This is a genomic window from Phytohalomonas tamaricis (genome assembly GCF_003012345.1).
Classification (GTDB): Bacteria; Pseudomonadota; Gammaproteobacteria; order Pseudomonadales; family Halomonadaceae; genus Phytohalomonas; species Phytohalomonas tamaricis.
This window is the reverse complement of the sequence record NZ_PVRV01000019.1, coordinates 485,204-510,028: the sequence shown is the minus strand read 5'-3', so window position 1 is coordinate 510,028 and position 24,825 is coordinate 485,204. Positions and strand designations below refer to the sequence as shown.

The window sequence follows — 24,825 nt, the reverse complement described above, 5'->3', positions numbered from 1 at the left end:
GGAACGCGTCATGACAGAGCGGGTCGAATGCCACCGCTTGAAAGTGGCTTACAAGCTGCATCGTTTCATAGAAGAAGAGGCGCTGCCGGGCACCGGCGTCGATAGCGCATCGTTCTGGATAGGCCTGGACGCCTTGATCCATGATCTGGCCGGCGAGAACCGTGCATTACTCGCCGAGCGCGAGCGCTTGCAGGACCAATTGGACCGCTGGCATCGGGAGCATCCCGGCACGATCGAGGACACGACGGCGTATCGTAATTTCCTTGAGGAAATTGGCTATCTCGTCCCCGAACCTGACGAAGTGGAGATCACGACGACCGGCGTCGATTGCGCGGTCATTCAGCAGGCCGGGCCGCAGTTGGTCGTCCCGGTTACCAATGCGCGCTATGCGCTCAATGCCGCCAATGCACGCTGGGGTAGCCTGTATGACGCCCTTTATGGCACTGATGCGATCAGTGAGGAGGGGGGCGCCGAGCTCAGCGCTGACTACAACTCTCGACGCGGCGACAAGGTCATCGCCTATGGTCGTGGACTGCTCGATCATGTAGCCATGCTAACGACGGGCTCCCATACGCGCGCGCAGCAGTATGCCGTGCGCGATGGGGAGCTGATCATCACGCTGGATAATGGGGAAGAAACGAAGCTGGCCTCGATGGAGAAGTTCGCTGGCTATCGTGGCAAGGCCGATGCGCCCGAGGCGATTCTGCTGTGCAACCATGGTCTGCATCTTGAGCTACAGATTGACCGCAGCCATCCGATTGGCCAGAAGGACAAGGCGGGGATCAAGGATATTCTGGTCGAGGCGGCAATCACTACCATCATGGATTGCGAAGACTCGGTGGCCGCCGTCGATGATGCTGACAAGGTGTTGGTATATCGCAACTGGCTGGGCCTGATGAAAGGCGATCTTGAAGCCAGTGTCGCCAAAGGCGATGCCACCATCACCCGGCGTCTTAATCCTGACCGTGACTATAGCGCTCCCGATGGCGCCAGGCTGACGTTGCCGGGGCGCTCGCTGATGTTCATACGCAATGTCGGACATCTGATGACCTCTTCGGCGGTACTCGATGAACACGACAGGGAAATTCCTGAAGGCATTCTCGATGGCGTCATTACCAGCTTGATCGCCATTCATGATCTCAAGCGGGAGAAACAGGGCAATTCCCGCTGCGGCTCGGTCTACATCGTCAAGCCTAAGATGCACGGGCCGGATGAGGTGGCGTTTGCCAACAAGCTGTTCTGTGCGATCGAGGATCTGCTGGGGATGGCGCGCGATACGCTCAAGATCGGCATCATGGATGAGGAGCGACGCACGTCACTCAATCTCAAGGCATGCATTAAGGCGGCGTGCTCACGGGTCGTGTTTATCAATACCGGCTTTCTTGACCGCACCGGCGATGAGATTCATAGCGTAATGGAGGCCGGTCCGGTGGTACGCAAGGGCGAAATGAAGTCGGCCACCTGGATTAGCGCTTATGAGCGCAACAACGTTGAGGTGGGGCTGGCCTGCGGCCTGCGCGGCAGAGCGCAAATTGGTAAGGGCATGTGGGCGATGCCCGATCTGATGGCGGCAATGCTCGAGCAGAAGGTGGTGCATCCCAAGGCCGGTGCCAACACGGCTTGGGTGCCCTCGCCGACAGCTGCCGTGCTGCATGCGTTGCACTACCACCGGATTGACGTTAACCAGGTGCAGCGTGGCCTGGAAATGCAGGGAGTAACGCAGGAGGAACATGATGCGTTGCTGGCCAATCTGCTGAGTGTGCCGGTTGTCACTGTGCCTGCGTGGTCCGATGATGAGATTCAGCAGGAACTTGATAACAACGTTCAGGGCATCCTCGGCTATGTGGTGCGTTGGGTCGAGCACGGCGTGGGCTGCTCCAAGGTGCCCGACATTCATGACGTGGGGCTGATGGAGGATCGCGCCACGCTGCGCATTTCAAGTCAGCACATTGCCAACTGGCTCTATCACGGAATCGTCGATGAGGCGCAGGTACGAAAGACGCTGGCACGCATGGCAGGCGTGGTTGATCGTCAGAACAGCATCGACCCTTATTATCAACCGATGGTCGGGCGACTCGACAGTTCACCGGCGTTTCTGGCCGCCTGCGACCTGATCTTCAAGGGACGTGAGCAGCCCAGCGGGTATACCGAGCCGCTGCTGCACGCCTGGCGTCAGAAGGCCAAGGCGCAAGGCTAAGCTAAGCCAGCACAGCCAATAAGAACCCACGGAGAGATAGGCACCAAGGGCACGATGAGCGCCCTTGCGTGTCTCTTGCGGCGTGGTCGCGTCAGCGAGCTTTCAATGCGCTGACCAACAGGGTCAACCAGCCCGCCATTAGTGCGACGCCGCCAATCGGCGTGATGATGCCGAGATAATGCACGCCACTAAGTGCGAGAACATAAAGCGAGCCGGAGAACAACACGATACCGATTCCCCAGAGCTGCATCGCTAATCTTTGGCCGGGAATAGGCTGGCTGCTGCGCCAAGCCAGGACCGCGAGCAGGGCGGCCGTATGCCAGGCCTGATAGCGCACGCCGGTCTCGAAGGCATTAAGCAGCTCGGGAGATAGCCTGGCAGTAAGTGCATGTGCGCCGAAGGCGCCCGCGGCGACGACAATAAAGCCGCTGAAGGCAACCATTGCCCACCCGATTCGATTTTCCATGGCGTCCACTCCGCTTCCGTCTAAGCTTTTAACGCTAACACTATGATTTTAACGTCACATTCAAGCCAAATTGCGACAACAGCAAATGCTGTATGTGCGTGTTGTACGCTACCTGAGCATGGGCGACGCCGACGGAGAATAACACTATGGAACAGCTTGTCAGTACGCTTGCGAACGCGGCGCATGCGGTGATGGACCCTGTAAGCGGGTTTATATGGAGCTATATCCTGGTCTATCTACTGATCGGGGCAGGGCTGGTATTTACCGTCATGACCAAGTTCATGCAGTTTCGCCTGCTAGGGCAAATGGTGCGCGTTACCTTCGCTCGCCAGAGCGGCGGAGAGGGTGTCAGCGCCTTTCAGGCCTTTGCGACGTCACTGGCGGCGCGCGTGGGGACCGGCAATCTTGCCGGGGTGGCGCTGGCACTGTGGGTCGGTGGACCCGGCGCTATTTTCTGGATGTGGATCACGGCGCTGGTCGGACTGGCAACGGCGTTTATCGAATCGACATTAGCCCAGATTTATAAGACCAATCATCGTGACGGCGTGTTTCGCGGCGGGCCGGCATTCTATATCGAACGTGCGCTGGGCCAGCGCTGGCTGGGCATGTTATTTGCGGTGTTTTTAATCCTCGCGTTTGGGCTGGCCTTCTGCGGCGCGCAATCCAACACCATAGCGCAGGCGATGAATGGTGCCTTTGCCATCCCTAACTGGGTTACCGGGGTCGTGCTGGTGGGCCTGACGGCGCTGATTATTTATGGCGGTATCAAGTCGGTCGCCCGCGCCGCAGAAAAAATCGTCCCGATTATGGCCGTCGCCTACTTTCTGGTGGCGCTGTACATCCTGATCATCAATATCAGTGACGTGCCAGCCATGCTGGCGTTGATCGTCAAGAGCGCCTTCGGCTACGGGCCGGCAATCGGCGGTGCCGCAGGTTACTCGATCATGCTGGCAATGGAAAACGGCATCAAGCGAGGCCTTTTTTCCAACGAGTCGGGCATGGGATCGGCACCCAACGCGGCAGCCACCGCAAATGTCAAGCATCCCGCTGCGCAAGGATTGGTGCAGTCGTTTGGCGTGGTGTGCGACACGCTGATCATCTGCAGCTGCACGGCCGTCGTGATCCTGCTTTCCGGCGTTTACGATACCCTGATGAGCACCTCGCCGGGCGCCGCTATTCAGGGAATTCAGCTGACACAGGATGCAATGGGGGATCATCTCGGCCGGTTCGGTGAAATATTCATTGCGCTGGCAATACTGTTTTTCGCCTTCACCTCGATTCTGGCCGATTACGCCTACAGCGCGATCAACATTGAATATCTATTTCCGCGCCATGCCGAACGAGCAGTCTCGATCATGCGCGCGCTCATATTGGCCATGGTCATGATTGGTGCGGTAGCGCAGTTGACCTTCGTGTGGGATTTCGCCGATCTGGCGATGGGATTGATGGCGACGACCAACCTGATCGCGATTCTTTTGCTTTCACCGATTGCGGTGCGCACGCTGCGGGACTACGAGCGTCAGCGCAAGGAGGGCGTCAAGGAGCCTGTGTTCAATCCCAAGATATTGAAACACCCCGAACGGGTCGAGAAGGGGGTATGGGACTGAGCATCGGCTGTCGTCGTCTATGTTCCAACGGGGTGGCCAATGCCATCCCGTTTTCAACTACGGCCAACGCGTTATATGCCGTATGTGGCAAAGAGGGCAATATTGAGCGCTTGAGGTGGCGTTGAATGTACTCTTCACCCGCTGCGGTTTTTCATGGTGTACACTCCGCCCCCGTCTAAATAATCAATGCCAACTCAATGGCTTTTGTCGCTCCGTTTTCAGACGCCGTACGATACTGCTGGGTCGTGACCTGTTTCGTACCACGCCTGAGCACGGATGACCCTCATGGAGAATGACATCATGGAGCAGTTTGTCAGCACGCTCGAAAATGCGGCGCACGCCGTGATGGATCCGATCAGCGGGTTTATATGGACGTATATCCTGGTCTATCTGCTGATCGGTGCCGGTATATTGTTTACCGTCACGACCAAGTTCATGCAGTTTCGTCTGCTGGGTCATATGGCTCGGATCACCTTCGGTGGCCGTGGCGCCGGTGAGGGAATTAGTGCATTTCAGGCGTTCGCGACATCATTGGCGTCGCGGGTCGGGACGGGGAACCTTGCCGGTGTAGCGATCGCGTTATGGGTAGGTGGCCCGGGGGCTATCTTCTGGATGTGGATGACGGCCTTGGTCGGTCTGGCGACCTCGTTTATCGAATCGACGCTGGCGCAAATCTACAAGGTGCGCCATGAAGACGGCGCCTTCCGCGGTGGTCCGGCCTATTACATCGAACGCGGCCTTGGTCAGCGTTGGATGAGCGTACTGTTTGCTATCTTCCTGTTGATTGCCTACGGGCTGGCCTTCAATGGTGCTCAATCCAACACCATCGCCCAAGGCATGAATCAGGCCTTCAGCGTGCCGCCGTGGCTGACGGGTGTTGTTCTGGTGATTCTGACCGCAATGATCATCTATGGCGGCATCAAGTCAGTGGCGCGTACTGCCGAAAAGATCGTGCCGATCATGGCGATCGCCTATCTGCTGGTTGCGTTGTATATCCTGATCGTCAATATCGGTGAGGTGCCTGGCATGCTGGCGCTGATCGTCAAGAGCGCCTTTGGCTATGGCCCGGCCATCGGTGGTGCGGCGGGCTATTCGATCAAGATTGCGATGGAAAATGGTATCAAGCGTGGCCTGTTCTCCAACGAGGCGGGGATGGGCTCGGCACCCAATGCGGCCGCGACGGCAACGGTCAAGCATCCTGCGGCACAGGGCTTGGTGCAGTCGTTCGGCGTGGTCTGTGACACGCTGATCATCTGCAGCTGCACGGCCGTCGTGATCCTGCTTTCCGGCGTCTACGATACGCTGATGACCACCTCGCCGGGGGCTAATATCGAGGGGATCAAGCTGACCCAAGACGCGATGAGCGATCACCTTGGCGCGTTTGGCACCTACTTTATTGCTATCGCCATCTTCCTGTTTGCCTTCACCTCGATCATTGGCAACTACGCTTACGGTGAGATCAATATCGGCTATCTTTTCAAGCGTCGCAGCAAGGTCGCGATCCATGTGCTGCGCCTATGCGTGCTGGCGATGGTGATGATCGGAGCGGTGGCGCAGCTGACCTTCGTGTGGGATTTCGCGGACTTTGCGATGGGATTGATGGCGACCACCAACCTGATTGCCATCCTCTTGCTCTCACCGATTGCGGTGCGTGCGCTGCGTGATTACGAGCGCCAGCGCAAGGAGGGCGTCAAGGAACCTGTTTTCGATCCCAGGGTATTGAAGCGTCCCGAGCAGGTCGAGAAAGGCGTATGGGACTGAGCTGAAAATAAGGGCCAACATGAACGGGACGGCAGTACTGCCGTCCCGTTTTGTTATCGATTACCTGTCTACACATGTGCCGCATTCCTGGTTCAATCCGTATAATATGGGGCGCCGCAGGCATGGCCGTTACCATCTGTCATGCCGTGAGCGAGTGAATGAACCCGTGCAGAGGAGAGCCGCCATGCAGCTTCAGTTGAACGGTGAGCCGCGCAGCTTCGACGCCGTGACGACGGTTGATGAGCTAATCGAGACGCTGGGCCTGCGCGGCAAGCGCATTGCCGTCGAGCTCAACGAGCAGATCGTGCCGCGCACGCGGCATGCCGAGACCGCGCTCAATGACGGTGACAGCATTGAAATTGTGCATGCCATTGGTGGCGGTTGATACGCCAGAAGCCGTTGACCTATTCAGGTGTCGCATTGCCTCTGGTGATTCGCCACCCCATTACTTGCAGGAGGGTCGCCATGACCGTTGATACCCGGATCGATACACCGTTGACCATCGCCGGACGCACTTATCATTCGCGTTTGCTGGTAGGCACCGGCAAGTATCGCGATTTTGATGAGGCGTCCCGCTCGATTGAAGCCAGCGGCGCGGAGATCGTCACCGTTGCGGTGCGTCGTTCCAATCTTGGCCAGAATCCGGACGAGCCGAATCTGCTCGATATCATTTCACCGGATCGTTATACCATTTTGCCCAATACCGCCGGCTGCTATAACGCCAAGGACGCGGTACGCACCTGTCAGCTCGCGCGTGAGCTGCTCGATGGCCATAATCTGGTCAAACTTGAAGTGCTGGGTGACGAGAAAACCCTTTATCCCAATGTGATCGAGACCCTCAAAGCAGCGCGTACCTTGCTCGATGATGGTTTCGACGTAATGGTGTATACCAGCGACGACCCGATTGTCGCCCAAGAGCTTGAAAGCATGGGCTGCTGCGCGGTGATGCCGCTCGGCTCGCTGATCGGTTCAGGCCACGGTCTGCTCAATCCGCATAGTCTTTCATTGATTATTGAAAATGCCGGTGTGCCTATCCTGGTCGATGCCGGTATCGGTACGGCCTCCGATGCTGCGCTGGCGATGGAGCTCGGCTGCGATGGCGTGCTGATGAACTCAGCCATTGCCCATGCACGTCAGCCTGTGGTGATGGCTGGCGCGATGAAAAAGGCCATCGAGGCCGGCCGCGAGGCTTATCTCGCCGAGCGCATGCCGCGCAAGACCTATGCCAATGCCTCTTCGCCCAGCGAAGGGCTTATCACTCGTTAATTTCGCCTGAGCGCCGATTTCGTTGCCATGACTCAAGATACCCCTCGCCCGGAAGATTCGATTGCCGAGCCCCAGGACACACCGCGCCGCGGTGTCAAAAGCTATGTGCTCAGAAGCGGGCGCATGACCGTTGCCCAGACGCGCGGCCTCGAAGAGGTCTTTCCACGCCTTGGACTGTCGCTCGAGGCTGGGCGGCTCGATCTTGATGCGTTGTTCGGCCGTGCTGCGCCCCGCGTGGTCGAGATCGGCTTTGGCATGGGCGCCTCGCTGTTTACTCAAGCTGAAAACCATCCCGAGACCGATTTCATCGGCATCGAAGTGCATCCGCCGGGCGTGGGTAAACTGCTCGATGAGCTCGACAAGCATGGCCTTACTAATGTGCGTATTTATCGTGAAGATGCGCTACGTGTGCTGGCGGAGGCGATTCCCGAGGCGTCAATCGACACGCTACAGCTATTTTTCCCCGACCCGTGGCCAAAGAAAAAGCACCATAAACGGCGTATCGTCCAGCCGGCCTTCGTTGAGCTGGTGCGTTCAAGGCTGAAACCCGGCGGCCAGTTTCATATGGCCACCGACTGGGAAGCCTATGCCGAGCACATGGCAGAAATCATGGAAGCTGCCCCGGGCTTTGAGAATACCTCCACCCAGGGTGCTTTCGTCCCGCGTCCCGAGTTTCGCCCTCTGACCAAGTTTGAAGCGCGTGGAGAACGGCTGGGACATGGCGTATGGGACTTGATCTATCGCCGTACGGAGTAAGCGAAAGCCGCTTAGGTGGCCGCAAAAGCCCTGCACATGCCATGTGCGGGGCTTTTTTATGAACGGAAGAGGCGGTGGTGTGGCCTTTAATTAAGCGACACTGGCCTCAATAAAAAAGCCGCCCGGGGAGAGCGGCGATAAGGACCGTGACTAGCTTGATGAGGAGATAACCAATGACGAAGCCTGACACTCCATGATTGGTCGGTGATGCTTGGCTAACACCACGACTTAAACTTAATCATTCTCATTTGCGGCGTCAAGTCATTCTCAAATGTTTTTGTTTCCTATTGTGACGCCGGTGCGGCACTGCGGCTGGAAAGGATGGCAATACTTCGGTTCAGTGTAAATTAGGCATGGCGCAATAAAGCATCTAGCCTTTATTCAGGATTGAACGACTTCATTGATGGGCGAGGCGATGCCTCGCGACAACGTAAAAGTGCCTGCCGATGATCCTGAACTGCCATCTTGTTTACCGTGCATTGCGGCTTTGTTGTTGCGTGGCCTGCCGATTAGTCGGGATCGCTGCGTTACTGCTGATCACCAAGGCACCGGCGTATGCGGTCGAGTCGGCTCCGGCTGATCAGGTGGCGCGTGGTGAGTACCTGACCCGCGCGGCCAACTGTATCAGCTGCCATACCCGGGATAACGGTGAGCCTTTTGCCGGTGGGGTGGCATTTGAGACGTCATTCGGCACGCTCTATTCCACCAATATTACCCCCGACGATGAACATGGCATCGGCGCCTGGCGTGACGAGGACTTCTTGCGTGCCATGCATGAAGGCATCGGTCGCGAGGGGGAGCATCTCTATCCGATCTTTCCTTATACCGACTACACCCAGATGTCGCGTGACGATGTGCTGGCTATCCATGCCTATCTGAAGACACGTGAGCCGATCGACTATCAGCCACCTGCCAATGAGATGACGTTTCCCTTCAACCATCGCCGGCTTTTATGGTTTTGGAAGATGATCAACTTCGATGAGGGGCGCTTCGAAACTGCGCCGCAGTGGGACGAAACGGTGGCGCGCGGCGCCTACCTGAGCGAGGCGCTGGGCCACTGTGGGCAATGCCATACGCCGCGTACCTGGAGCCAGGGGCTCGACAATGATCACAAATTCGCTGGTGCTACCCAGCGCGGTTGGAAGGCGTTCAACATCACTTCGGGCCCGGATGGCATCGGTAACTGGTCCGACGATGAGTTGACCCAGTATCTCACTACCGGCCATGTGCCTAACAAGTATGCCTCGGCGGGACCGATGGCGGAGGTCGTGACTGACAGCCTGCGTCATCTACGCGATGAGGATATTGCCGCAATGGTCGCTTATCTGCGCCAGATCCCACCGCAGCCCAGCGACGTGCCCACCATCGCTGAGGTGCGTGACATGCAATCACAACGCAGGCAAGACATGACGTCCCGGGCTGAGACGATGAAGCAGGGTGAACAGCTTTTCATGGCTAATTGCGCCAGTTGCCATTATCCCGATGGTAGCGGGCCGGGTGGGGCCTATTCCAACTTTGAAGCGCATAGCGTGGTGCGCGATCCGCAGGGCACCAACCTGATTCGCGTGATGCTTGAGGGCATCGACCGCCAGGGCCGCGACATGCATGTCTTCATGCCGGCCTATCGCGACCTGCTCAGCGATGAGCAGATCGCTGCATTGGCCAACTATATCGGTTACCACTTCGGTGGCCATGAGGCTGATTTCAGCGCAGAGGATGTGGCGGCGCAACGCAACTAAGCTCGGATATCGCCAGGAGAATGCCATGGCCAAGCTGACATTGAATATCAACGGCACCGCGCAGGAACTTGACGTCGAGGCCGGCGAGCCATTGCTCTACGTGCTGCGCAACGGGCTTGGCCTCAAGGGGCCCAAGTTTGGCTGTGGATTGAGCGAATGCGGCGCCTGTACGGTACTGGCCGATGGCAAGCCGCTGCGCGCCTGCATCGTTCCGGCCGCATCCCTGGCCGGCCGTACGATCACGACGCTGGAAGGGCTGGGTACACTGGAAAATCCGCATCCGCTGCAACAGGCTTTCATAGATGAACAGGCGGCGCAGTGTGCCTACTGCATTCCCGGCATGATCATGTCCGCCAAGGCGCTGCTCGACCGTAATCCTGAGCCCTCCGATGAGGATATTGCCTGGGCGCTGGCGGGAAACCTGTGCGGCTGCGGCACCCATCTGCGTATCGTCCGGGCGATCAAGCGTGCGGCAAGCACAATGCGTGAAACCCCGATCGATAGCAGGGAGGGCTCGGCATGACGGCACCAGTCTCGCGCCGTGACGTGCTCGCCGGTGCCCTCAAGGGTACAGGGGCGCTGCTGGTCGGTTTTGCCATGAGCCATCCACTCACGGCACTTGCGGCGCGCATCACAGACGATGTTGAAAATGACATCGCCGGTATCAACAAGCGCGTTGTCGATGGGGATCGGGTCGACGCCTGGCTGGTGATTACCCGAGATGGACGAATGATTCTCTACAGCGGCAAGGTCGAACTCGGCACGGGTGTGGCGACAGCCCTTCGCCAGATTGTCGCTGAGGAGCTGGCGATAGCGCCCACCGCGCTTGAGTTCATTCAGGGCGATACCGAACTGACCCCCGATCAGAAATACACTGCGGGCAGCAAGACGCTGCAAGTTGGTGGCAAGCAGTTGCGACGTGCGGCAGCGACGGCGCGACACGTGCTGCTGGGGCGTGCCAGTGAACATCTTGGTGTGCCGGTCGAAGGGCTGACGGTCTTCGACGGTGCTGTGGTGGTCACGATGTCACCGAGCCAGCGGCTAAGCTACGCCGAATTGATCGGAACCGGCTTCGATACGGCCGTCAATGATCAGGCCGATACTGTCGCGCCTGAGAATTTTCGCGTGGTAGGCCGCTCGGCGCCTCGCATCGATATTCCTGCCAAGGTCAGTGGCGATTTTACCTACGTGCACGATATTAAACGGCCCGGGATGTGGCATGGACGCGTCGTACGGCCACCGACTATCGGCGCGACCAGGATGACGGCCACGCCCGAGCATATCGACCGGCGCCATTTGGCGGCCGAGGTCGAAGTCGTCGTGGAGGGCGCGTTTATCGGTGTGGTCGCGCCTACCGAATGGGGCGCGATGCAGGCTGCTCAATCGCTCAAGGTAAGCTGGCGGTACGCGCCAACCCTGCCGCGCATGGAGGCGCTGTTCGATACGCTTGAAGCCATGCCTGGCGATGAAGAGGTAGGCATTGATGTGGGCGATGTCGACACTCGATTAGCTGCGGCTGAGGCGCCGCTTACGGCTACCTATCGCTGGCCCTATCAAATTCACGATTCGATCGGCCCGTCCTGCGCGGTCGCCGAGGTCAATGAGGGGCGGATGACGGCGTGGTCGGCGACGCAGGGGGTTTATCCGCTTCGGGCGTCATTAGCCGATCTGCTTGAACTGCCGCAGGATGAGATTCATGTCATCTATGCCGAAGGGGCGGGATGTTATGGCCACAACGGCGCCGATGATGTCACCGCCGATGCGGCGCTGCTTGCCCGGGCGGTGAACCGTCCGGTGCGGGTGCAGTGGTCGCGTGCCGATGAGCACGGCTGGGGGCCGAAAGGACCGGCGATGGTGATGAAGATGGCCGGCGCACTCGATGCATCAAATGCCATTGCCGCCTGGACATTCGAGAATTGGTCGCCGACCCATACTACCCGCCCCAACGCTGACGACGGTGCTGCCAATGTATTGGCGGGACAGCTGGCGCATGGGTTGACGCCGGGCAGCGGCACTGTTGGCGGTAACCGCAACGCACGGACGCTTTACACGTTCCCCCATCAGCGCGTTACCACACACTGGTTGTCCAGCGAGTCTTCACCGCTGCGTCCTTCAGCGCTGCGAACGCTCGGAGCGATGCAGAATACGTTTGCCAACGAGTGTTTTCTTGATGAGCTCGCTTATGCCGGAGGTCTTGATCCCGTTGATGTGCGGCTTCGTTATCTCAATGACCCACGCGCCAAGGCCGTTATCGAGGCCGTAGCCAAACGCAGCGGCTGGCAACCACGCGAACAGCCGAACGGTCAGTACGAGGCCAGCAGAGCGAGCCACGGCCGTGGTATTGCCTTTGCTCAGTATGAAAATGAATGTGCTTATGTTGCCGCGATTGCCGAGGTTGCCGTTAGCGGCCAAGGCGTGCGCGTCGAAAAGGTGACCGTTGCCCACGATTGCGGCCAGATCGTCAATCCTGATGGATTGAGAAATCAGATCGAGGGGAATGTGCTGCAGGCGACCAGTCGCGTGCTCAAGGAAGAAGTTGGTTTTAACACCACGGGCGTGACCAGCCTTGAGTGGGGGGCCTACCCATTGCTGACATTCGCCGAGATTCCCAAGGTGGACATCGTATTGCTCGATCGGCCCAGCGAGCCGATGCTGGGCGCGGGAGAGGCGACCTCTGCCGTCATTCCAGCGGCAATCGCCAATGCCGTGTTCGATGCCTGCGGGCTGAGGCTGCGCAGAGCGCCGCTGACAGCTGCTGAGCTGCGTCGAGTCGCTCAGCAGAGCTGAGCATTACCGGTCATGTTTCCATAAAAAAAGCCACCTGAGGTGGCTGATCAAAAGACCGCGACTAACGTGATGAGGAGATACCATCAACGAAAACACGTCTCGCTTTCTGGCGTGCGGCGCTACCAAGCGCTGCATGCGTAAACTACCAATTATTTTGTGGTTATTAAAAGTGATATTTGCGGACGTTTTGTCGCACCCTCGATGATTCAAATAAAGACGTTTGAAGTAAGGCATTAGCTGTTCGGTTTGGATGCTGCGACATTGCGCCGCTTGGCGGTCAAAACGAAAGTAGCGTTATATGGCCTTATTGATTATGTGGTTTTGAGGGGTTCACGTGATCAGACTTGTTCCGCTAGATAAAAAAAGCCGCCCGGGTGAGCGGCTTAAAGACCGTGACTAGCTTGATGAGGAGATAACCACCGACGAAGCCTGACACTTCGCTGGTAGCCACGATGCTTGGCTAACATCGTGAGATAAAGATAAGCATTCTCATTTGACCCGTCAAGTAAAAATGAGAATATTTTGCATTTAAGAAGGAGGGAAGATGACCAAGGTCGCGTTCTTCAGTGCTCAGCCCTATGATCAGCGCTTCTTCGATGCCGCCAATCGGACCACGTTCAAATCACATGGCTTTGAGCTGATATACCATCCGGTCGCATTGTCCGCGCAGACCGTACCGCTTGCCGAAGGATGCGACGCAGTCTGTATCTTCGTCAACGACATGCTCGATGCCGATACGATAGAAGCCTTGCATGGCTTGGGCGTACGGGGCGTGCTGCTGCGCTGTGCGGGCTTCAACAATGTCGACCTTGAGGCAGCCAAGCAGTTCGGGTTATTCATTGCCAGGGTGCCTGCCTACTCCCCAGAAGCCGTTGCCGAGCATGCCGTTGCATTAATGATGACGCTGAATCGACGCATTCATCGTGCCTATAACCGTGTGCGTGAAGGTAACTTTGCACTCGACGGTTTGCTGGGCATGACCATGCACGGTAAGACGGTAGGGGTAGTGGGAACCGGAAAGATAGGCTTGGCAACGGCCCGCATCCTGCATGGATTCGGCTGCCGCATGCTGGGCTTCGATCCGATGACCTCGGCAGAGTTCAAGGAGATCGGTGAGTACGTGGACCTTGAGGTGCTGCTGGAACAGTCCGATATCGTCACGTTGCATTGCCCGCTGATACCTGCCACTGAACACATCATAGATGTGAAGGCGCTGGGCCAGATGAAGCCAGGAGCGATGTTGATCAATACTTCGCGCGGCGGGCTTGTCGACACACGAGCGGTGATCAGTGCGCTGAAACTGCGCCATCTCGGCGCGCTCGCCATCGATGTCTACGAGCAGGAAAATGGCATCTTTTTTCTCGACCACTCTTCGGAAATCATTGATGACGATATCTTTCAGCGCTTGATGACATTCCCCAACGTGCTGGTTACTGGTCATCAAGGATTTTTTACGGCGGAGGCCTTGAGTGAAATCGCGGAAGTCACTCTGGAGAATTTGATCTGTTTCGCCGCGGGCAGCTCCTGCAATAACGCCTTGGTGGTGACTGCCCCGGATCGTGAGGTAAATGCTTAACATCAGTGGGAAATACAGGTTCGGGCAAGGTAGGGCTGCTGGCGAGGATGTGAAACAATAGCCTCTTGCGGCACTACCGCTGGATCTGAACGGTATCTCAATATGTCGGATGGAAAATTTCGCAGTGAAGATAATGTGCGACCACCTTTGCTCAACGGTTTGATTATCGTGACGCTGATTACCGTGGTGGTGGCACTAGGTTATCTGGCGAGTTATTACCTGAGCGCGGGGAACGGGGGTAAACCCACCTGGTTTTCAGCGCAGATGTTCTGCGAAGTGCCTGAGGACGTCTGTACCGCACAGCTTGGCCGTTTCGGAACGATGAGCTTTGCCATCGATAGCCCTGAGGCCTCACCGTCGCCATCTTTCAGGGTCGCTATTGAAGGCATCGAAGCACGTCAGGTCGATATTGTGCTGGAAGGCCGTGCGCAATACAGCGGCACCGAGCGGATCACCCTGGCACCTCAGGGCAATGGTGTTTTTACCGGCGAGGGGCTGAATAGTCTGTGCACAGTCTCGGCCACGCGATGGCGGGCCAAGGTGATTGCTCATACTCCCAAAGGGCTGCTGGGAAGCTGGTTCGACTTCGACATTCCTTGTGCCCCCACCGCTAGCCCGGCCTTATAACGGCTGCTTTCATGGCGCGCTTATGAAGGCGTCATTTACAGCTCGCATGCTCATCAGTAGTAAATGATTCCTTTGCCGACTTGCGCGGCAGTGTCTACCCAAGTTCACCTTCTTCTCCATATAGCGCTACATTCAAGACTGTCGAAGGGAATTCGAGGCTGTGAATGAACAAGGAAGACATCAATCTAAGTGATTGGCACCGCATATTGGTAGGCAACGCACCGTGGGATTTCTTGATTGAGATACTGATGAGATCAGTGATCATGTATCTGATCTTGTTGGTGGGCATGCGTCTGTTGGGTAAGAGAATGAGCGCTAATGTCAGCATTTTTGAAATGGGCGTCATGCTGACGTTGGGTGCCATCATGTCTGTACCCATGCAAACGGCGGAGCGAGGCATGGTGCCCGGCGTCGTGATTCTTGGCTGTGTGATTGTTTTCCACCGTACGCTGGCCTGGCTTACTTACAAATATAGAAAAGTAGAGGCATTCACCCAGGGAACCCCAGGGCTTCTGGTCAAAAATGGCATTATCGATATTGATGGGCTAAAGCGGGGCAAGCTTTCTCATGAACAGTTGTTTGCTCACCTGCGAGGGGCGAAAGTCAGGCACTTGGGACAGGTGAAAAGAGTTTATCTTGAATCTAGCGGTTCTTTCAGTATCTATCCTCAGGAGCAACCCAAGCCCGGGCTTTCCGTATTGCCGGCCAGGGATAAATCGCTTTATCACAATGAAGGCAGAAGTCGAGGATATTGCGCCTGCAAGAATTGTGGATACGTGGCTGTATTTAAATCAACGGATAGAAAAGCGTGTACCCACTGTGGCAAGGATGACTGGGACCAGGCGGTTAATGACCATGAAAAAAAGTTTAAAGCTGCAGAAATAAATCCCTGACTCCTCTTTCAAGCGTAAAGATAACGATTATGAAACCGGAAGACGTCTATAACTTACATCGACTGCTTATTGGCGCAGATATCCCTTGGACCTTCATTCCTGAAGTCATGCTGCGCATTTTTGTATTGTACTTTCTGATCTTGGTTTCAATGCGCCTGATGGGGCGTCGTATGGCCTCTACCATGAGTAGAAACGAAGTGGCGGCCTTGGTATCACTGGCCGCTGCCACGGGGATAGGCCTGCAGGACCCTAGCAAAGGGCTATTACCCGCGTGTGTCACGGCTAGTGTGGTGATTTTAGTCCAGCGCACAGTGGCTAGAGCCACACTGAAAAGTAAGAAGTTTGAAAGCATTACACAGGGCGATTTCGATACTCTAGTCAGTGATGGTTGTCTGGATTTGAAGTCCATGTCCAGAGTAGGCATGTCGCGTGAGCGTGTATTTGCGCAGCTGCGCGCTGAAGGTATTTATAATCTGGGACAAGTGCAGCGGTTATATATGGAGTCAGGCGGTGGTTTTTCCGTTTTAAATCGGCCAGATCCTAAACCCGGTCTGGTTATTATTCCTGATTGGGACCAGGAGTTTATCGAAGAGAAAATGCAGGCCGATGAAACGTATGTCTGTGGGAACTGTGGTGCGCTGTTAAACGATAATGCGAAAGTGAAGGAAAACTGTGAGCTGTGCAGTCATAACAAGTGGCGTAGAGCGGTAATATAATACAGTGGATAATTGTGAGACGTTTTATGCCAACAATCAGAACAAACTTGGTTGGATCAATTAAGTTTATATCACTCAGTAGGGCTATAAATAGTAGTGAAGTGAGGCACGAATAATTAATTGTCCACAAATAGCCGCGCGCCGATGGTTATATTGTGTAGATAAAAAATGAAGTAATTTAAATAATCATAAAGCGCATCATGTATTCATAAAATATATAATAAAAACAGTTACTTGTTGTTTTATGATATAGTCTTGAGAGTAATTGTATAAGCACCGCCACATGCAGTTATAAATCGTTTATCCCCGTTTTATACGCGGGTCTTGAACAGTTGCTCCACAAAGTTATCCACAGGAAGAAGTTGGTTTTGCCACGCCAATCACTCGTAGCGGGGTGGGCGCCAAAAGGTACCTAAGCGACGTGCATGCAAATATCAGAACGCGGTGATATGTAGGCTACTCGAGAGGAACAACACTAAATAAAAAGCCGGCGGGTAAACGCCGGCTTTTTATTGTCTGCTACGGTTACTTCTTGTGATCGGTACTCTTGCTGTCATCGCCCTTGGCCATGACATCAAGCAGTTCGACCTTGAAGATCAGCGTCTGGTTGGGGCCAATGGGACCACCAGTGCCGGCCTGACCGTAGGCCAGATCAGAGGGTACATAGAGCATCCAGACATCGCCCTCGTGCATCATCTTCAACGCTTCCTGCCAGCCGTCAATGACCTGATCGACGCGGAAAGTAACGGGTTCGCCACGCTCGTAAGAGCTATCGAAGACAGTACCGTCGAGCAGTTTGCCTTCGTAGTTGACCTTGACCTGATCTTCCGCCTTCGGTTGTGTCCCTTTACCGGACTTCAGGACTTTGTACTGAAGTCCGGAGTCGGTTGTTTTTACCCCATCCTTCTTGGCATTTTCCTTGAGGAATTTTTCACCAGCGGCCTTGTTGTCATTGGCTTGCTTTTGCGCCGCAGCACGCTGCTCAGCCACTTTTTGCTGTTGATACTGCGTCAGTGTCTGAGTGACTTCTTCATCGCTCATCTTGAGCTTCTTATCACCGTAGACATCACGAATGGCCTGTGTGAATGCATCGATGTTGAGATCATCCACATCCTGCTGAAGACTGCGTGACAGGGTGACACCAATGCCGTAGCTCAGCTTGGCATTGTCGGAGTCGAGGCTGGAATCTGCAGCCCAGGCCGGGGATGCCAATACAGCGCCAAGCGCTACGGCACTTACCAATCTTTTCATGAACTCTCCTTGGAATACATAAGCAGCGCTTGATGGCCAATAATAGCGGCCGATGCGCCTACCGGTGCTCTGACTCTATCAGGCCTCGGTAGGTTCCGCATCTGCTCTTGCGGCATGAGCAATATGCAGCAATAGGGCCATAAGGTCAGCAGAAAGTGATCCCGCCCAGTGCGCGAGCGTAGCGTCGAGATCGGCAGTGCCATTGGCGGGGCGCACGCCGTTGCCCTGACGAGCCAAGGTTTCGAGACGGGTCAGTGCTTCCCGCTCAGCCTCAAGTTCGGCCTGCTTGATGTGCGTACGCAGCGTTACCAGACGAGGCATCTGCTCGGTGAGAGGTTTCAGCAAGCGACGCTGCTGGCGCAGTGGTACGGTGACGCTGCGCTGCCAGTGACGCACGTCGCCCAGCGCTTCCTGCCACTCATTGTCCGGCTCAGCCAGCGTATGGTGATTGGCCGCGAGCCAGCACAGCCACAGCAGCTCGCAGACATCAAGGCCGCCTTCATCCTGCAAGCGTACACAGGCTGCACTAACGCCTTCTCGTGCGTAGAGACGCAGCGCGAACGGCCATAATTCTGTAAAATGCGCGGTCATTGTTTCGCCTTTTACTATGTGGCGGCGCCAAGTGACGTGTAACGTCACGGGCGGCATCGCCAACAAACGACATTCCAAACGTATGGGGTTCTGGCCATGATTGCATTTCGCCAACTTGCGCTGCAACGCGGCGGTACGCCGCTAATCGAAAACGCCGACCTCATGCTGCATGATGGCTATAAGGTTGGCATTGTAGGGGCTAACGGTGCCGGCAAGTCGAGCCTGTTCAGGCTGGTGCTTGGCGGGCTTGTGCCTGACCGCGGCGAAGTGGAACTCTCTGGTGGTATGCGTATCGCGCACATGGCGCAGGAAATTGTCGCGCTCGACCGCGGTGTGACCGACTATGTGCTCGATGGTGATCACGCCCTGCGCGCCACTGAGCAGGCGCTCGCCGCGGCGCAGGCATCCGGTGACGCTCATCGAGAGGCAGAGCTGCACGGCCAGCTAGAGGCGCTCGATGGCTACAGTGCCCGCGCCCGTGCCGAGCAGCTTCTGGTCGGGCTCGGCTTTGTCCAGCAGGATCTCGACCGCCCGCTGGCGGACTTTTCCGGTGGCTGGCGAATGCGCGCCAATCTGGCGCAAACATTGTTCATGCCATCCGAGCTGCTGCTGCTCGACGAACCGACCAACCACCTTGATCTTGATGCGCTGTTGTGGCTCGAACAGTGGCTGACCCGTTACCCCGGCACCTTGATGCTGATCTCCCACGACCGTGATTTTCTCGACGCAGTATGTGCACATATCGTCCATTTTGATCAGCGTCAGCTCACGCTCTATCGCGGTAATTACACTGCCTTCGAGCGTACCCGCGCTGAACGGCTCGTGCAGCGTGAGTCCGAACGGGTCAAACAGGAAGCGCGGCGCGCCGAAATGGAAGATTTCGTGCGACGCTTTCGTGCCAAGGCGACCAAGGCCAAGCAGGCCCAGAGCCGGTTGAAGATGCTTGAACGGATGGAAGATATCGCGCCGCTACGTGCCGAGTCGCAATTCCAGTTTCGTCTGCCCTCCGCCGACAAGACTTCTCATCCGCTGCTGGCGCTCGATCAGGCCGATATTGGCTATGCCGATTCCCCGTTATTGAGCGGTGTGCGTCTGTCACTGGCGCCGGGGCAGCGCATCGGTCTGCTTGGCCCTAACGGCGCGGGCAAGTCGACGCTGATCAAGGCGTTGACGGGCGAGCTTGAATTATTGAATGGCAAGCGTGTTGCCGGTGAACATCTGGCACTGGGTTATTTTGCTCAGCATCAGGTCGATGCGCTCGATATGAAGGCAACCCCTCATCTACACGTACAGCGCATGTCGCCCAAGGCCAGCGAGCAAGAAATTCGCAATTTTCTCGGCGGGTTCGGTTTTCGTGGCGATGACGCCTTCGGTGAGGTAGGCAGCTTCTCCGGCGGTGAAAAGGCGCGTCTGGCCCTGGCGTTGATTGCCTGGCAGAAACCCAACCTGTTACTGCTCGACGAGCCGACTAACCACCTTGACCTTGAAATGCGTGAAGCGTTGACCGAGGCTCTGGCCGCGTTTGACGGCGCCGTGTTGATTGTCTCTCACGATCGTCACCTGTTGCGTGCCAGCGTCGATGATTTCTGGTGCGTCGCCGATGGTCGTGTGGAACTCTTCGACGGTGATCTCGATGATTACCGTGCCTGGTTGAAAGCGCGCCTGGAGCGTGAGCGTCGTAGCAGTGACGAGACGGAGGCTTCCAACAGTGAGGCCAAAAGTGACCGTAAGGCCACGCGCAAAGCCGCCGCTGAGCTTCGCGACAGGTTGCGCCCGCTCAAGAAGGAGCGCGACCGGGCGGAAAAGAAAATGACTGAGACGCAAGCTCGACTCGAACAGGTCGAAACGAAGCTGGGTGACAGCGATCTCTATGAAGCGTCACGCAAGAGTGATCTCACCGAACTGCTGCGCCAGCAGGGCGAACTCAAGAGTCAGCTTGAAGACTACGAGCAGCAGTGGCTCGACGCTGAAGAAGCGCTCGAGACGCTTGAGGCGGAATTACTGGCCGACTCTTGACCCCGTGCGGCAAACAAGGAGGCGGTATGCACCATGGAGTGCGGCGCGTAACGATAGCGATAGTGAGCAGCTTAGCCGTGTTTATATTGTTAGGCGGCTGCGCTGGCCAGCGCTTGACGATGAGTAATTTCGACAAGCTTGAGGCAGGTATGGCACGGAGCAAGGTTGAAGAGATTATTGGTCGTCCGGTGCGTTGTGACGGTGCGATGGGCGCCGCCAATTGCATGTGGGGTAGTGAGCAGCGCTATGTCCAGGCGCAGTTCTTGGCTGACAGAGCGTTGGCGTTTCAATACAAGAACCTGAAATAAACCACTCACGGCATCGGTTGATGCTGTGACACGTCATGAGCCTCCCGCCTTCACATGAACGAAGACGCCGAAGCAGGGCGTCGGCGTCTTCGGTGCGAGCAGTCCGGGTTATTCCGCGTAAATCATCTTCTTGGTCATGCCGCCATCGACGCTCAGGTATTGGCCAGTGATAAAGCCTGCTTCAGGGCTGGCAAGAAAAGCCACTGTGGCGGCGATATCGGTGGGCGTGCCAACGCGTCCGACCGGATGCTGGTCGCGATCAATATCGCGATGCTCGGGCTCAACGCGGTTGGCCGCTTTCTGATAGTCGCCCACTTCGATCCAGCCGGGGCAAATGGCATTGACGCGGATATCCGGGCCAAGGCTCATGGCCATGGCGTGAGTCAGGGCCAGCAGGCCACCTTTGCTGGCGGCGTAGGCTTCGCTCTCCGGCTCGGACTGTAGTGCCCGGGTCGAGGCCATGTTGATAATCGAGCCGCGACGCTCACGCAGCAGCGGGATGGCGCGACGTGAGCACAGAAAGGCACCGGTCAGGTGGCCATCGACCCAGCGCTTCCACCCCTCTAGCGACAGTTCTTCCAGCGGTCCGCAGAATGGACCGGCGAGCCCGGCATTATTAACTAGTACATCAAGCGTCGGGCTCCATTGCTTCAGTTGATCGAATGCCGCGTCGATCTGATCTTCATTGCCGATATCGGCCGACAGGGTCAATAGCGCCTCGCTACTGTACTGTTGAGCTAGTTCCTTCAACGCTTCATCATCACGATCAAGGGCGGCAACGCGCCAGTCGCGGGCCAGCAGATACTCGACAATGCCTCGGCCGATGCCTTGGGCACCGCCGGTGATAAGCGCAACGCGCTGGGCCATATGGGAGGCTCCTCATGATGGAACATGGTACTGCCCGGCTCAGGTCTCGAGTAGAAACGTGACCGGACCGTCATTGGTAAGCGAAACCTGCATATCGGCACCGAACTTTCCTGTCTCGACCTTGGGCCAGGCAGCACGGGCACGAGTGACGAGTTCAGTGAAGAGGCGCTCGCCATCGGCGGGAGCAGCGGCGCTGGAAAAGCTTGGACGCAGACCTTTTCCTGTATCGGCGACCAGCGTGAACTGGGAAACCAGCAGTAGTCCCCCGTCGACATCGCTGAGGCTCTTGTTCATCTTGCCTTCATCGTCGCTGAATATGCGGTAGTTCAGAAGCTTGTGCAGCAGCTTGTCGAGGCGGGCTTCGTCGTCGTTCTTTTCCACGCCGATCAGGGCGAGCAGGCCATGATCAATCGCCCCGATCACGTCACCTTCGACACGAACCTCGGCGTGGCGGACACGCTGAATGAGCGCGCGCATGAGTTCTCCTTGAATTACGAAGCGATAGCCGACGAGCGTAGCATGGCCGTAGCTCGTTCGGGCATTACCAGGTGCGGCACAGCATCAGATCGCAGCGCGTGTCGGTGATCAATCGCTCAAGCAGGCTTCCGCTGGCCCGGCGGCCGATGCCGATGCGGCCATGGCTGCCCATGGCGAGCAGGTCAGGCGGCTGCTGGCGCAGGCGGTGGACAAGTACATCGGCGGGATCGCCCTGTTCGAGGACTAATTCAAGATCGGGTACGGCGCCGATCTCACTCATCAGGCGCTCGGTTTCGGTTTCAAGCTGCTGGCGCAGCCGAGTGCGCTCCTGGGCGCGCCAGCGCGTATAGCCCGGGTCCGAGGCCAGCTCCTGTGATACGGGCATGTCCCAGGCATGAAGCAGCGTCAGGCGGACATCAGGGAACTGCGTAAGCACCGTCTTGAGCGTATGACGTGAGGCAAGCGAGAAATCAACCGGCACCAGCACATCCTGCCAGGACAGTTCGGCGCTATGGCTGATACTCATCACTGGACAGGGTGCGCGTCGCATCACGCGGGACAGTGTCGTACCACCGATCAGATCCGGTTGGCCATGCTTGCGGTGGGTGCCGAGAATGACCAGCGAGGCATCACGCTCATAGGCCTCGCGAATGATTTCGGCATACGGCTCACCCGTTACGGTCTGGATCAATGCTTGCGGGCGCGGTACGCCCTGCGCCTCGCAGACATCGTTCAGCGTATTGCTGATCTCATCGACAATGGCGTCTTCGAGCGGTTTGAGAATGTGACGCGGCAAGTAGGGATCAAGCACGTGAATGATGTCGAGACGTGCGCCGCTTTCATGGGCAAGACGTACCGCACGAGCGAAGGCCGCACGGCATTCGCGGGAAAGATCAGAAGCCAGCAGTAGCGTCCGGGGCATTGACGTTATCCTCCCGCTTATCGGCGATAGATCGTTTAAAGCGCTTCAAGACGTCCGTTGCCTATCGGTAATGTCATTACGTCAGGCACGCATCAGCCAGGAGCGTGATGTGACCACAAGCATGGTGCGGTGCGAGAATTTATTCAACATGGATATGACGACATTATCATCTGACAGGCCGGCGTAACCTTGTCACCACCAGGCATGGAAATGATGCGCGGGTCCCTTGCCTTTGCCGACATCCAGCCGAGCAGCTTGTTGAAGTGCTTCGTTCATGTAGCGCTTGGCATCCTGCACTGCTTCGAGCAGCGTATCGCGCTGAGGCAGTAGCGCCGCAATGGCTGAGGCCATCGTGCAGCCGCTGCCGTGCAGCCGGGTGGTGGCGATGCGCTCGGCGCCGATCCAATGGGTGCCTTGCGGTGTCCATAGTATGTCATCGGCACGGGTGTCACGCAGATGGCCGCCCTTGAGCAGCACGTTTCCGGCACCGAGTTCGGCCAGCCGCGGCAGCATGGCTTCCATTTCGACGTAGGACTCCGGCGTGTCTGTGTCGAGGAGTACGGCACCTTCAGGAAGATTGGGCGTGATGACATCGGCAATCGGAATCAGCACCTCGCGTACGGCACGCAGTCCATCGCGATCAACCAGAATATCACCGCTTTTAGCGACCATGACGGGGTCAAGGATGACGAAGCGCGGTTGATAACGTTCGAGAGCGTCACGCACCACACGTGCAGTGGCGAGATCGCCGATCATGCCGATCTTGACCGCGTCGATGGTGATGTCATCGAACACCGAATCAAGCTGGGCACGGATCATTTCCACCGGCAGCGGCAGGATGTCACGAACGCCGCAGGTGTTTTGAGCAAGCACTGCCGTCACGACACTGGTCGCATAGGCACCCAACGCAGAGAACGTCTTGATATCGGCGGATTGACCGGCACCACCGCTGGGGTCCGTGCCGGCAATCGTAAGGAGCTTGGGGGCGCGCATTGAAGATGAATCCTTCTCAAGAAATCCTGGCATGAAGAGAAGATATTTCTTTTCAGTGCTTTACGCCATGGGTAGCCGTGATAGCCAATAGGTGCATGAAATTTATGGTTATTGAAAGCGTGCAAACTATTGTTCATTGCCTGAAATGAAGTTTAAGATATACCCACACGTTTTTTGTGCGTCAATTTACCACGGAAGGCGCTTGAAAATTATATTTACAAGCGGGATTCTAGGTGAGTGAGGCGTTTATGTTGCTAATGTTACTTACAGTGATGCCAGTTAGTTGATATGTCTCCGTACAGCCGCTTGATACCTGAAGAGTCCTTCCAGCGGGTGAGATGCGAAGTACATGCCTGTTCCACTGTTCAGTAATGACTGGCCATGTATTCGTCATACCAGATCCGGCTTCACACACTTGTATTGTAATAATTGTGCTGTTGTGTGGTGGTCAGACTGAACATTAGTTGTCTATGTTTAATGAAGGTGGGTAACGAGGTCTTGTTGCTTATAGCTCATGCCTGACATGACAAGGCAATAGGGGAAAAGAGGCCGAAAACGACCCGACTGGCACGTCACCGTTGATGAGTGAGTCACTATGATAGTGGAGCAGGTTGCCCAACACTGGGCCATCACCCTTTTTGTCCTGGCAGTATTTGGTCTGTGCGCTTTCATGATTGGCGCTGCGAGCCTGCTGGGTGGACGTGCCTGGGGCCACAAGAAAGACACCCCTTACGAATCCGGTATCGTTCCCGCCGGAGATGCCCATCAGCGTTTTTCCGTCAAATTCTATCTGGTCGCGATGCTGTTCGTGATCTTCGATGTAGAAGCCCTCTATCTCTTCGCCTGGGCGGTCTCGGTGCGTGAAAGCGGCTGGGCCGGCTTTGTCGAAGCCAGCATTTTCATCATTGTGCTATTGGTTGGACTGGTCTATCTGAACCGCATCGGCGCGCTGACCTGGGCGCCTCGCAAGCGGATCAAGCGAGAGACTGAAAAGACCTAATCGAGGCGT

The 24,825-nt window shown here is 56.7% G+C and carries 23 protein-coding genes; 16 read left to right on the top strand and 7 right to left on the bottom strand.

The window, feature by feature from the left end:
- Nucleotides 1–10 precede the first annotated feature (10 nt).
- Nucleotides 11–2,197: a malate synthase G gene (locus tag C3Z11_RS04310; protein ID WP_106476617.1), complete on the top strand. Its 2,187-nt coding sequence runs from the start codon at nt 11–13 to the stop codon at nt 2,195–2,197.
- Nucleotides 2,198–2,288: 91 nt separating this feature from the next.
- On the opposite strand, the gene C3Z11_RS04305 is transcribed toward C3Z11_RS04310, so the two are convergent.
- Nucleotides 2,289–2,663, bottom strand: a complete 375-nt coding sequence (locus C3Z11_RS04305; protein ID WP_106476615.1) for a DUF423 domain-containing protein — start codon at nt 2,661–2,663, stop codon at nt 2,289–2,291.
- Nucleotides 2,664–2,809: 146 nt separating this feature from the next.
- Between C3Z11_RS04305 and C3Z11_RS04300 the strand changes: the two genes are divergently transcribed.
- The 12 genes from C3Z11_RS04300 (at nt 2,810) to C3Z11_RS04245 (ending at nt 16,391) form a co-directional block, all read left to right on the top strand.
- The gene (locus tag C3Z11_RS04300) at nt 2,810–4,270 is read left to right on the top strand and encodes an alanine/glycine:cation symporter family protein (RefSeq protein WP_106476613.1); all 1,461 of its coding nucleotides are present in this window, start codon (nt 2,810–2,812) and stop codon (nt 4,268–4,270) included.
- Nucleotides 4,271–4,555: 285 nt separating this feature from the next.
- Entirely contained in the window at nt 4,556–6,031 is a 1,476-nt protein-coding gene (locus C3Z11_RS04295; RefSeq protein WP_262927225.1) for an alanine/glycine:cation symporter family protein, read from the top strand.
- Between the two features lie 184 nt (nt 6,032–6,215).
- Nucleotides 6,216–6,416: a sulfur carrier protein ThiS gene (thiS, locus tag C3Z11_RS04290; RefSeq protein WP_106476609.1), complete on the top strand. Its 201-nt coding sequence runs from the start codon at nt 6,216–6,218 to the stop codon at nt 6,414–6,416.
- 80 nt (nt 6,417–6,496) lie between these two features.
- Entirely contained in the window at nt 6,497–7,297 is an 801-nt protein-coding gene (locus tag C3Z11_RS04285; RefSeq protein ID WP_106476607.1) for a thiazole synthase, read from the top strand.
- Nucleotides 7,298–7,324: 27 nt separating this feature from the next.
- Nucleotides 7,325–8,053: a tRNA (guanosine(46)-N7)-methyltransferase TrmB gene (gene trmB / locus C3Z11_RS04280; RefSeq protein ID WP_106476605.1), complete on the top strand. Its 729-nt coding sequence runs from the start codon at nt 7,325–7,327 to the stop codon at nt 8,051–8,053.
- 497 nt (nt 8,054–8,550) lie between these two features.
- The gene (locus tag C3Z11_RS04275) at nt 8,551–9,792 is read left to right on the top strand and encodes a c-type cytochrome (protein WP_262927224.1); all 1,242 of its coding nucleotides are present in this window, start codon (nt 8,551–8,553) and stop codon (nt 9,790–9,792) included.
- A 25-nt stretch (nt 9,793–9,817) separates the two neighbouring features.
- A complete protein-coding gene (locus tag C3Z11_RS04270; protein WP_106476601.1) occupies nt 9,818–10,315 on the top strand; it encodes a (2Fe-2S)-binding protein in 498 nt (165 codons plus the stop codon).
- Complete coding sequence (locus tag C3Z11_RS04265; protein ID WP_106476599.1) at nt 10,312–12,579, top strand: xanthine dehydrogenase family protein molybdopterin-binding subunit; 2,268 nt, start codon at nt 10,312–10,314, stop codon at nt 12,577–12,579. The genes C3Z11_RS04270 and C3Z11_RS04265 overlap by 4 nt, the downstream gene beginning before the upstream one ends.
- Nucleotides 12,580–13,123: 544 nt before the next feature.
- Nucleotides 13,124–14,155 carry a 2-hydroxyacid dehydrogenase gene (locus C3Z11_RS04260; RefSeq protein ID WP_106476597.1) on the top strand — a complete coding sequence of 344 codons (1,032 nt, stop codon included), beginning with the start codon at nt 13,124–13,126 and terminating at the stop codon, nt 14,153–14,155.
- A gap of 102 nt (nt 14,156–14,257) precedes the next feature.
- Entirely contained in the window at nt 14,258–14,782 is a 525-nt protein-coding gene (locus tag C3Z11_RS04255) for a hypothetical protein (RefSeq protein WP_106476595.1), read from the top strand.
- Between the two features lie 164 nt (nt 14,783–14,946).
- A complete protein-coding gene (locus tag C3Z11_RS04250) occupies nt 14,947–15,675 on the top strand; it encodes a DUF421 domain-containing protein (protein ID WP_106476593.1) in 729 nt (242 codons plus the stop codon).
- Nucleotides 15,676–15,704: 29 nt separating this feature from the next.
- Nucleotides 15,705–16,391: a DUF421 domain-containing protein gene (locus C3Z11_RS04245; RefSeq protein ID WP_106476591.1), complete on the top strand. Its 687-nt coding sequence runs from the start codon at nt 15,705–15,707 to the stop codon at nt 16,389–16,391.
- Nucleotides 16,392–16,916: 525 nt separating this feature from the next.
- Here the strand turns inward: C3Z11_RS04245 and C3Z11_RS04240 are convergent.
- Nucleotides 16,917–17,642 carry an FKBP-type peptidyl-prolyl cis-trans isomerase gene (locus C3Z11_RS04240; protein ID WP_106476590.1) on the bottom strand — a complete coding sequence of 242 codons (726 nt, stop codon included), beginning with the start codon at nt 17,640–17,642 and terminating at the stop codon, nt 16,917–16,919.
- 78 nt (nt 17,643–17,720) lie between these two features.
- Nucleotides 17,721–18,233 (bottom strand): TIGR02444 family protein, encoded by a 513-nt coding sequence (locus C3Z11_RS04235; RefSeq protein ID WP_158700924.1) that lies wholly within the window; start codon nt 18,231–18,233, stop codon nt 17,721–17,723.
- A 96-nt stretch (nt 18,234–18,329) separates the two neighbouring features.
- On the opposite strand from C3Z11_RS04235, the gene C3Z11_RS04230 reads away from it, so the two are divergent.
- Nucleotides 18,330–20,249 carry an ABC-F family ATP-binding cassette domain-containing protein gene (locus C3Z11_RS04230; protein ID WP_106476586.1) on the top strand — a complete coding sequence of 640 codons (1,920 nt, stop codon included), beginning with the start codon at nt 18,330–18,332 and terminating at the stop codon, nt 20,247–20,249.
- A gap of 77 nt (nt 20,250–20,326) precedes the next feature.
- Nucleotides 20,327–20,557, top strand: coding sequence for a hypothetical protein (locus tag C3Z11_RS04225; protein WP_158700923.1), 231 nt, complete (start codon nt 20,327–20,329; stop codon nt 20,555–20,557).
- Nucleotides 20,558–20,665: 108 nt separating this feature from the next.
- Here C3Z11_RS04225 and C3Z11_RS04220 read toward each other — a convergent pair whose 3' ends face one another.
- From C3Z11_RS04220 to thiD, 4 genes are all read right to left on the bottom strand, one after another.
- On the bottom strand, nt 20,666–21,424 hold the full coding sequence (locus C3Z11_RS04220; RefSeq protein ID WP_106476583.1) for an SDR family NAD(P)-dependent oxidoreductase: 759 nt from the start codon (nt 21,422–21,424) through the stop codon (nt 20,666–20,668).
- A gap of 39 nt (nt 21,425–21,463) precedes the next feature.
- The gene (gene dtd / locus C3Z11_RS04215; protein ID WP_106476581.1) at nt 21,464–21,901 is read right to left on the bottom strand and encodes a D-aminoacyl-tRNA deacylase; all 438 of its coding nucleotides are present in this window, start codon (nt 21,899–21,901) and stop codon (nt 21,464–21,466) included.
- Nucleotides 21,902–21,965: 64 nt separating this feature from the next.
- On the bottom strand, nt 21,966–22,823 hold the full coding sequence (locus C3Z11_RS04210) for a universal stress protein (protein WP_106476579.1): 858 nt from the start codon (nt 22,821–22,823) through the stop codon (nt 21,966–21,968).
- A gap of 192 nt (nt 22,824–23,015) precedes the next feature.
- Nucleotides 23,016–23,816 carry a bifunctional hydroxymethylpyrimidine kinase/phosphomethylpyrimidine kinase gene (thiD, locus tag C3Z11_RS04205; protein ID WP_106476577.1) on the bottom strand — a complete coding sequence of 267 codons (801 nt, stop codon included), beginning with the start codon at nt 23,814–23,816 and terminating at the stop codon, nt 23,016–23,018.
- Nucleotides 23,817–24,411: 595 nt separating this feature from the next.
- On the opposite strand from thiD, the gene C3Z11_RS04200 reads away from it, so the two are divergent.
- Nucleotides 24,412–24,816, top strand: a complete 405-nt coding sequence (locus C3Z11_RS04200) for an NADH-quinone oxidoreductase subunit A (protein WP_106476575.1) — start codon at nt 24,412–24,414, stop codon at nt 24,814–24,816.
- Nucleotides 24,817–24,825: the final 9 nt, after the last annotated feature.

Coding starts and splice junctions, on each gene's coding strand:
- C3Z11_RS04305 (WP_106476615.1), bottom strand. CDS start 2,663: ATGGAAAATCGAATCGGGTGGGCAATGGTTGCCTTCAGCGGCTTTATT.
- C3Z11_RS04250 (WP_106476593.1), top strand. CDS start 14,947: ATGAACAAGGAAGACATCAATCTAAGTGATTGGCACCGCATATTGGTA.
- thiD (WP_106476577.1), bottom strand. CDS start 23,816: ATGCGCGCCCCCAAGCTCCTTACGATTGCCGGCACGGACCCCAGCGGT.
- C3Z11_RS04300 (WP_106476613.1), top strand. CDS start 2,810: ATGGAACAGCTTGTCAGTACGCTTGCGAACGCGGCGCATGCGGTGATG.
- thiS (WP_106476609.1), top strand. CDS start 6,216: ATGCAGCTTCAGTTGAACGGTGAGCCGCGCAGCTTCGACGCCGTGACG.
- C3Z11_RS04310 (WP_106476617.1), top strand. CDS start 11: ATGACAGAGCGGGTCGAATGCCACCGCTTGAAAGTGGCTTACAAGCTG.
- C3Z11_RS04220 (WP_106476583.1), bottom strand. CDS start 21,424: ATGGCCCAGCGCGTTGCGCTTATCACCGGCGGTGCCCAAGGCATCGGC.
- C3Z11_RS04295 (WP_262927225.1), top strand. CDS start 4,556: ATGGAGAATGACATCATGGAGCAGTTTGTCAGCACGCTCGAAAATGCG.
- C3Z11_RS04245 (WP_106476591.1), top strand. CDS start 15,705: ATGAAACCGGAAGACGTCTATAACTTACATCGACTGCTTATTGGCGCA.
- C3Z11_RS04255 (WP_106476595.1), top strand. CDS start 14,258: ATGTCGGATGGAAAATTTCGCAGTGAAGATAATGTGCGACCACCTTTG.
- C3Z11_RS04235 (WP_158700924.1), bottom strand. CDS start 18,233: ATGACCGCGCATTTTACAGAATTATGGCCGTTCGCGCTGCGTCTCTAC.
- C3Z11_RS04265 (WP_106476599.1), top strand. CDS start 10,312: ATGACGGCACCAGTCTCGCGCCGTGACGTGCTCGCCGGTGCCCTCAAG.
- C3Z11_RS04270 (WP_106476601.1), top strand. CDS start 9,818: ATGGCCAAGCTGACATTGAATATCAACGGCACCGCGCAGGAACTTGAC.
- C3Z11_RS04260 (WP_106476597.1), top strand. CDS start 13,124: ATGACCAAGGTCGCGTTCTTCAGTGCTCAGCCCTATGATCAGCGCTTC.
- C3Z11_RS04200 (WP_106476575.1), top strand. CDS start 24,412: ATGATAGTGGAGCAGGTTGCCCAACACTGGGCCATCACCCTTTTTGTC.
- C3Z11_RS04210 (WP_106476579.1), bottom strand. CDS start 22,823: ATGCCCCGGACGCTACTGCTGGCTTCTGATCTTTCCCGCGAATGCCGT.
- C3Z11_RS04240 (WP_106476590.1), bottom strand. CDS start 17,642: ATGAAAAGATTGGTAAGTGCCGTAGCGCTTGGCGCTGTATTGGCATCC.
- dtd (WP_106476581.1), bottom strand. CDS start 21,901: ATGCGCGCGCTCATTCAGCGTGTCCGCCACGCCGAGGTTCGTGTCGAA.
- C3Z11_RS04230 (WP_106476586.1), top strand. CDS start 18,330: ATGATTGCATTTCGCCAACTTGCGCTGCAACGCGGCGGTACGCCGCTA.
- C3Z11_RS04285 (WP_106476607.1), top strand. CDS start 6,497: ATGACCGTTGATACCCGGATCGATACACCGTTGACCATCGCCGGACGC.
- trmB (WP_106476605.1), top strand. CDS start 7,325: ATGACTCAAGATACCCCTCGCCCGGAAGATTCGATTGCCGAGCCCCAG.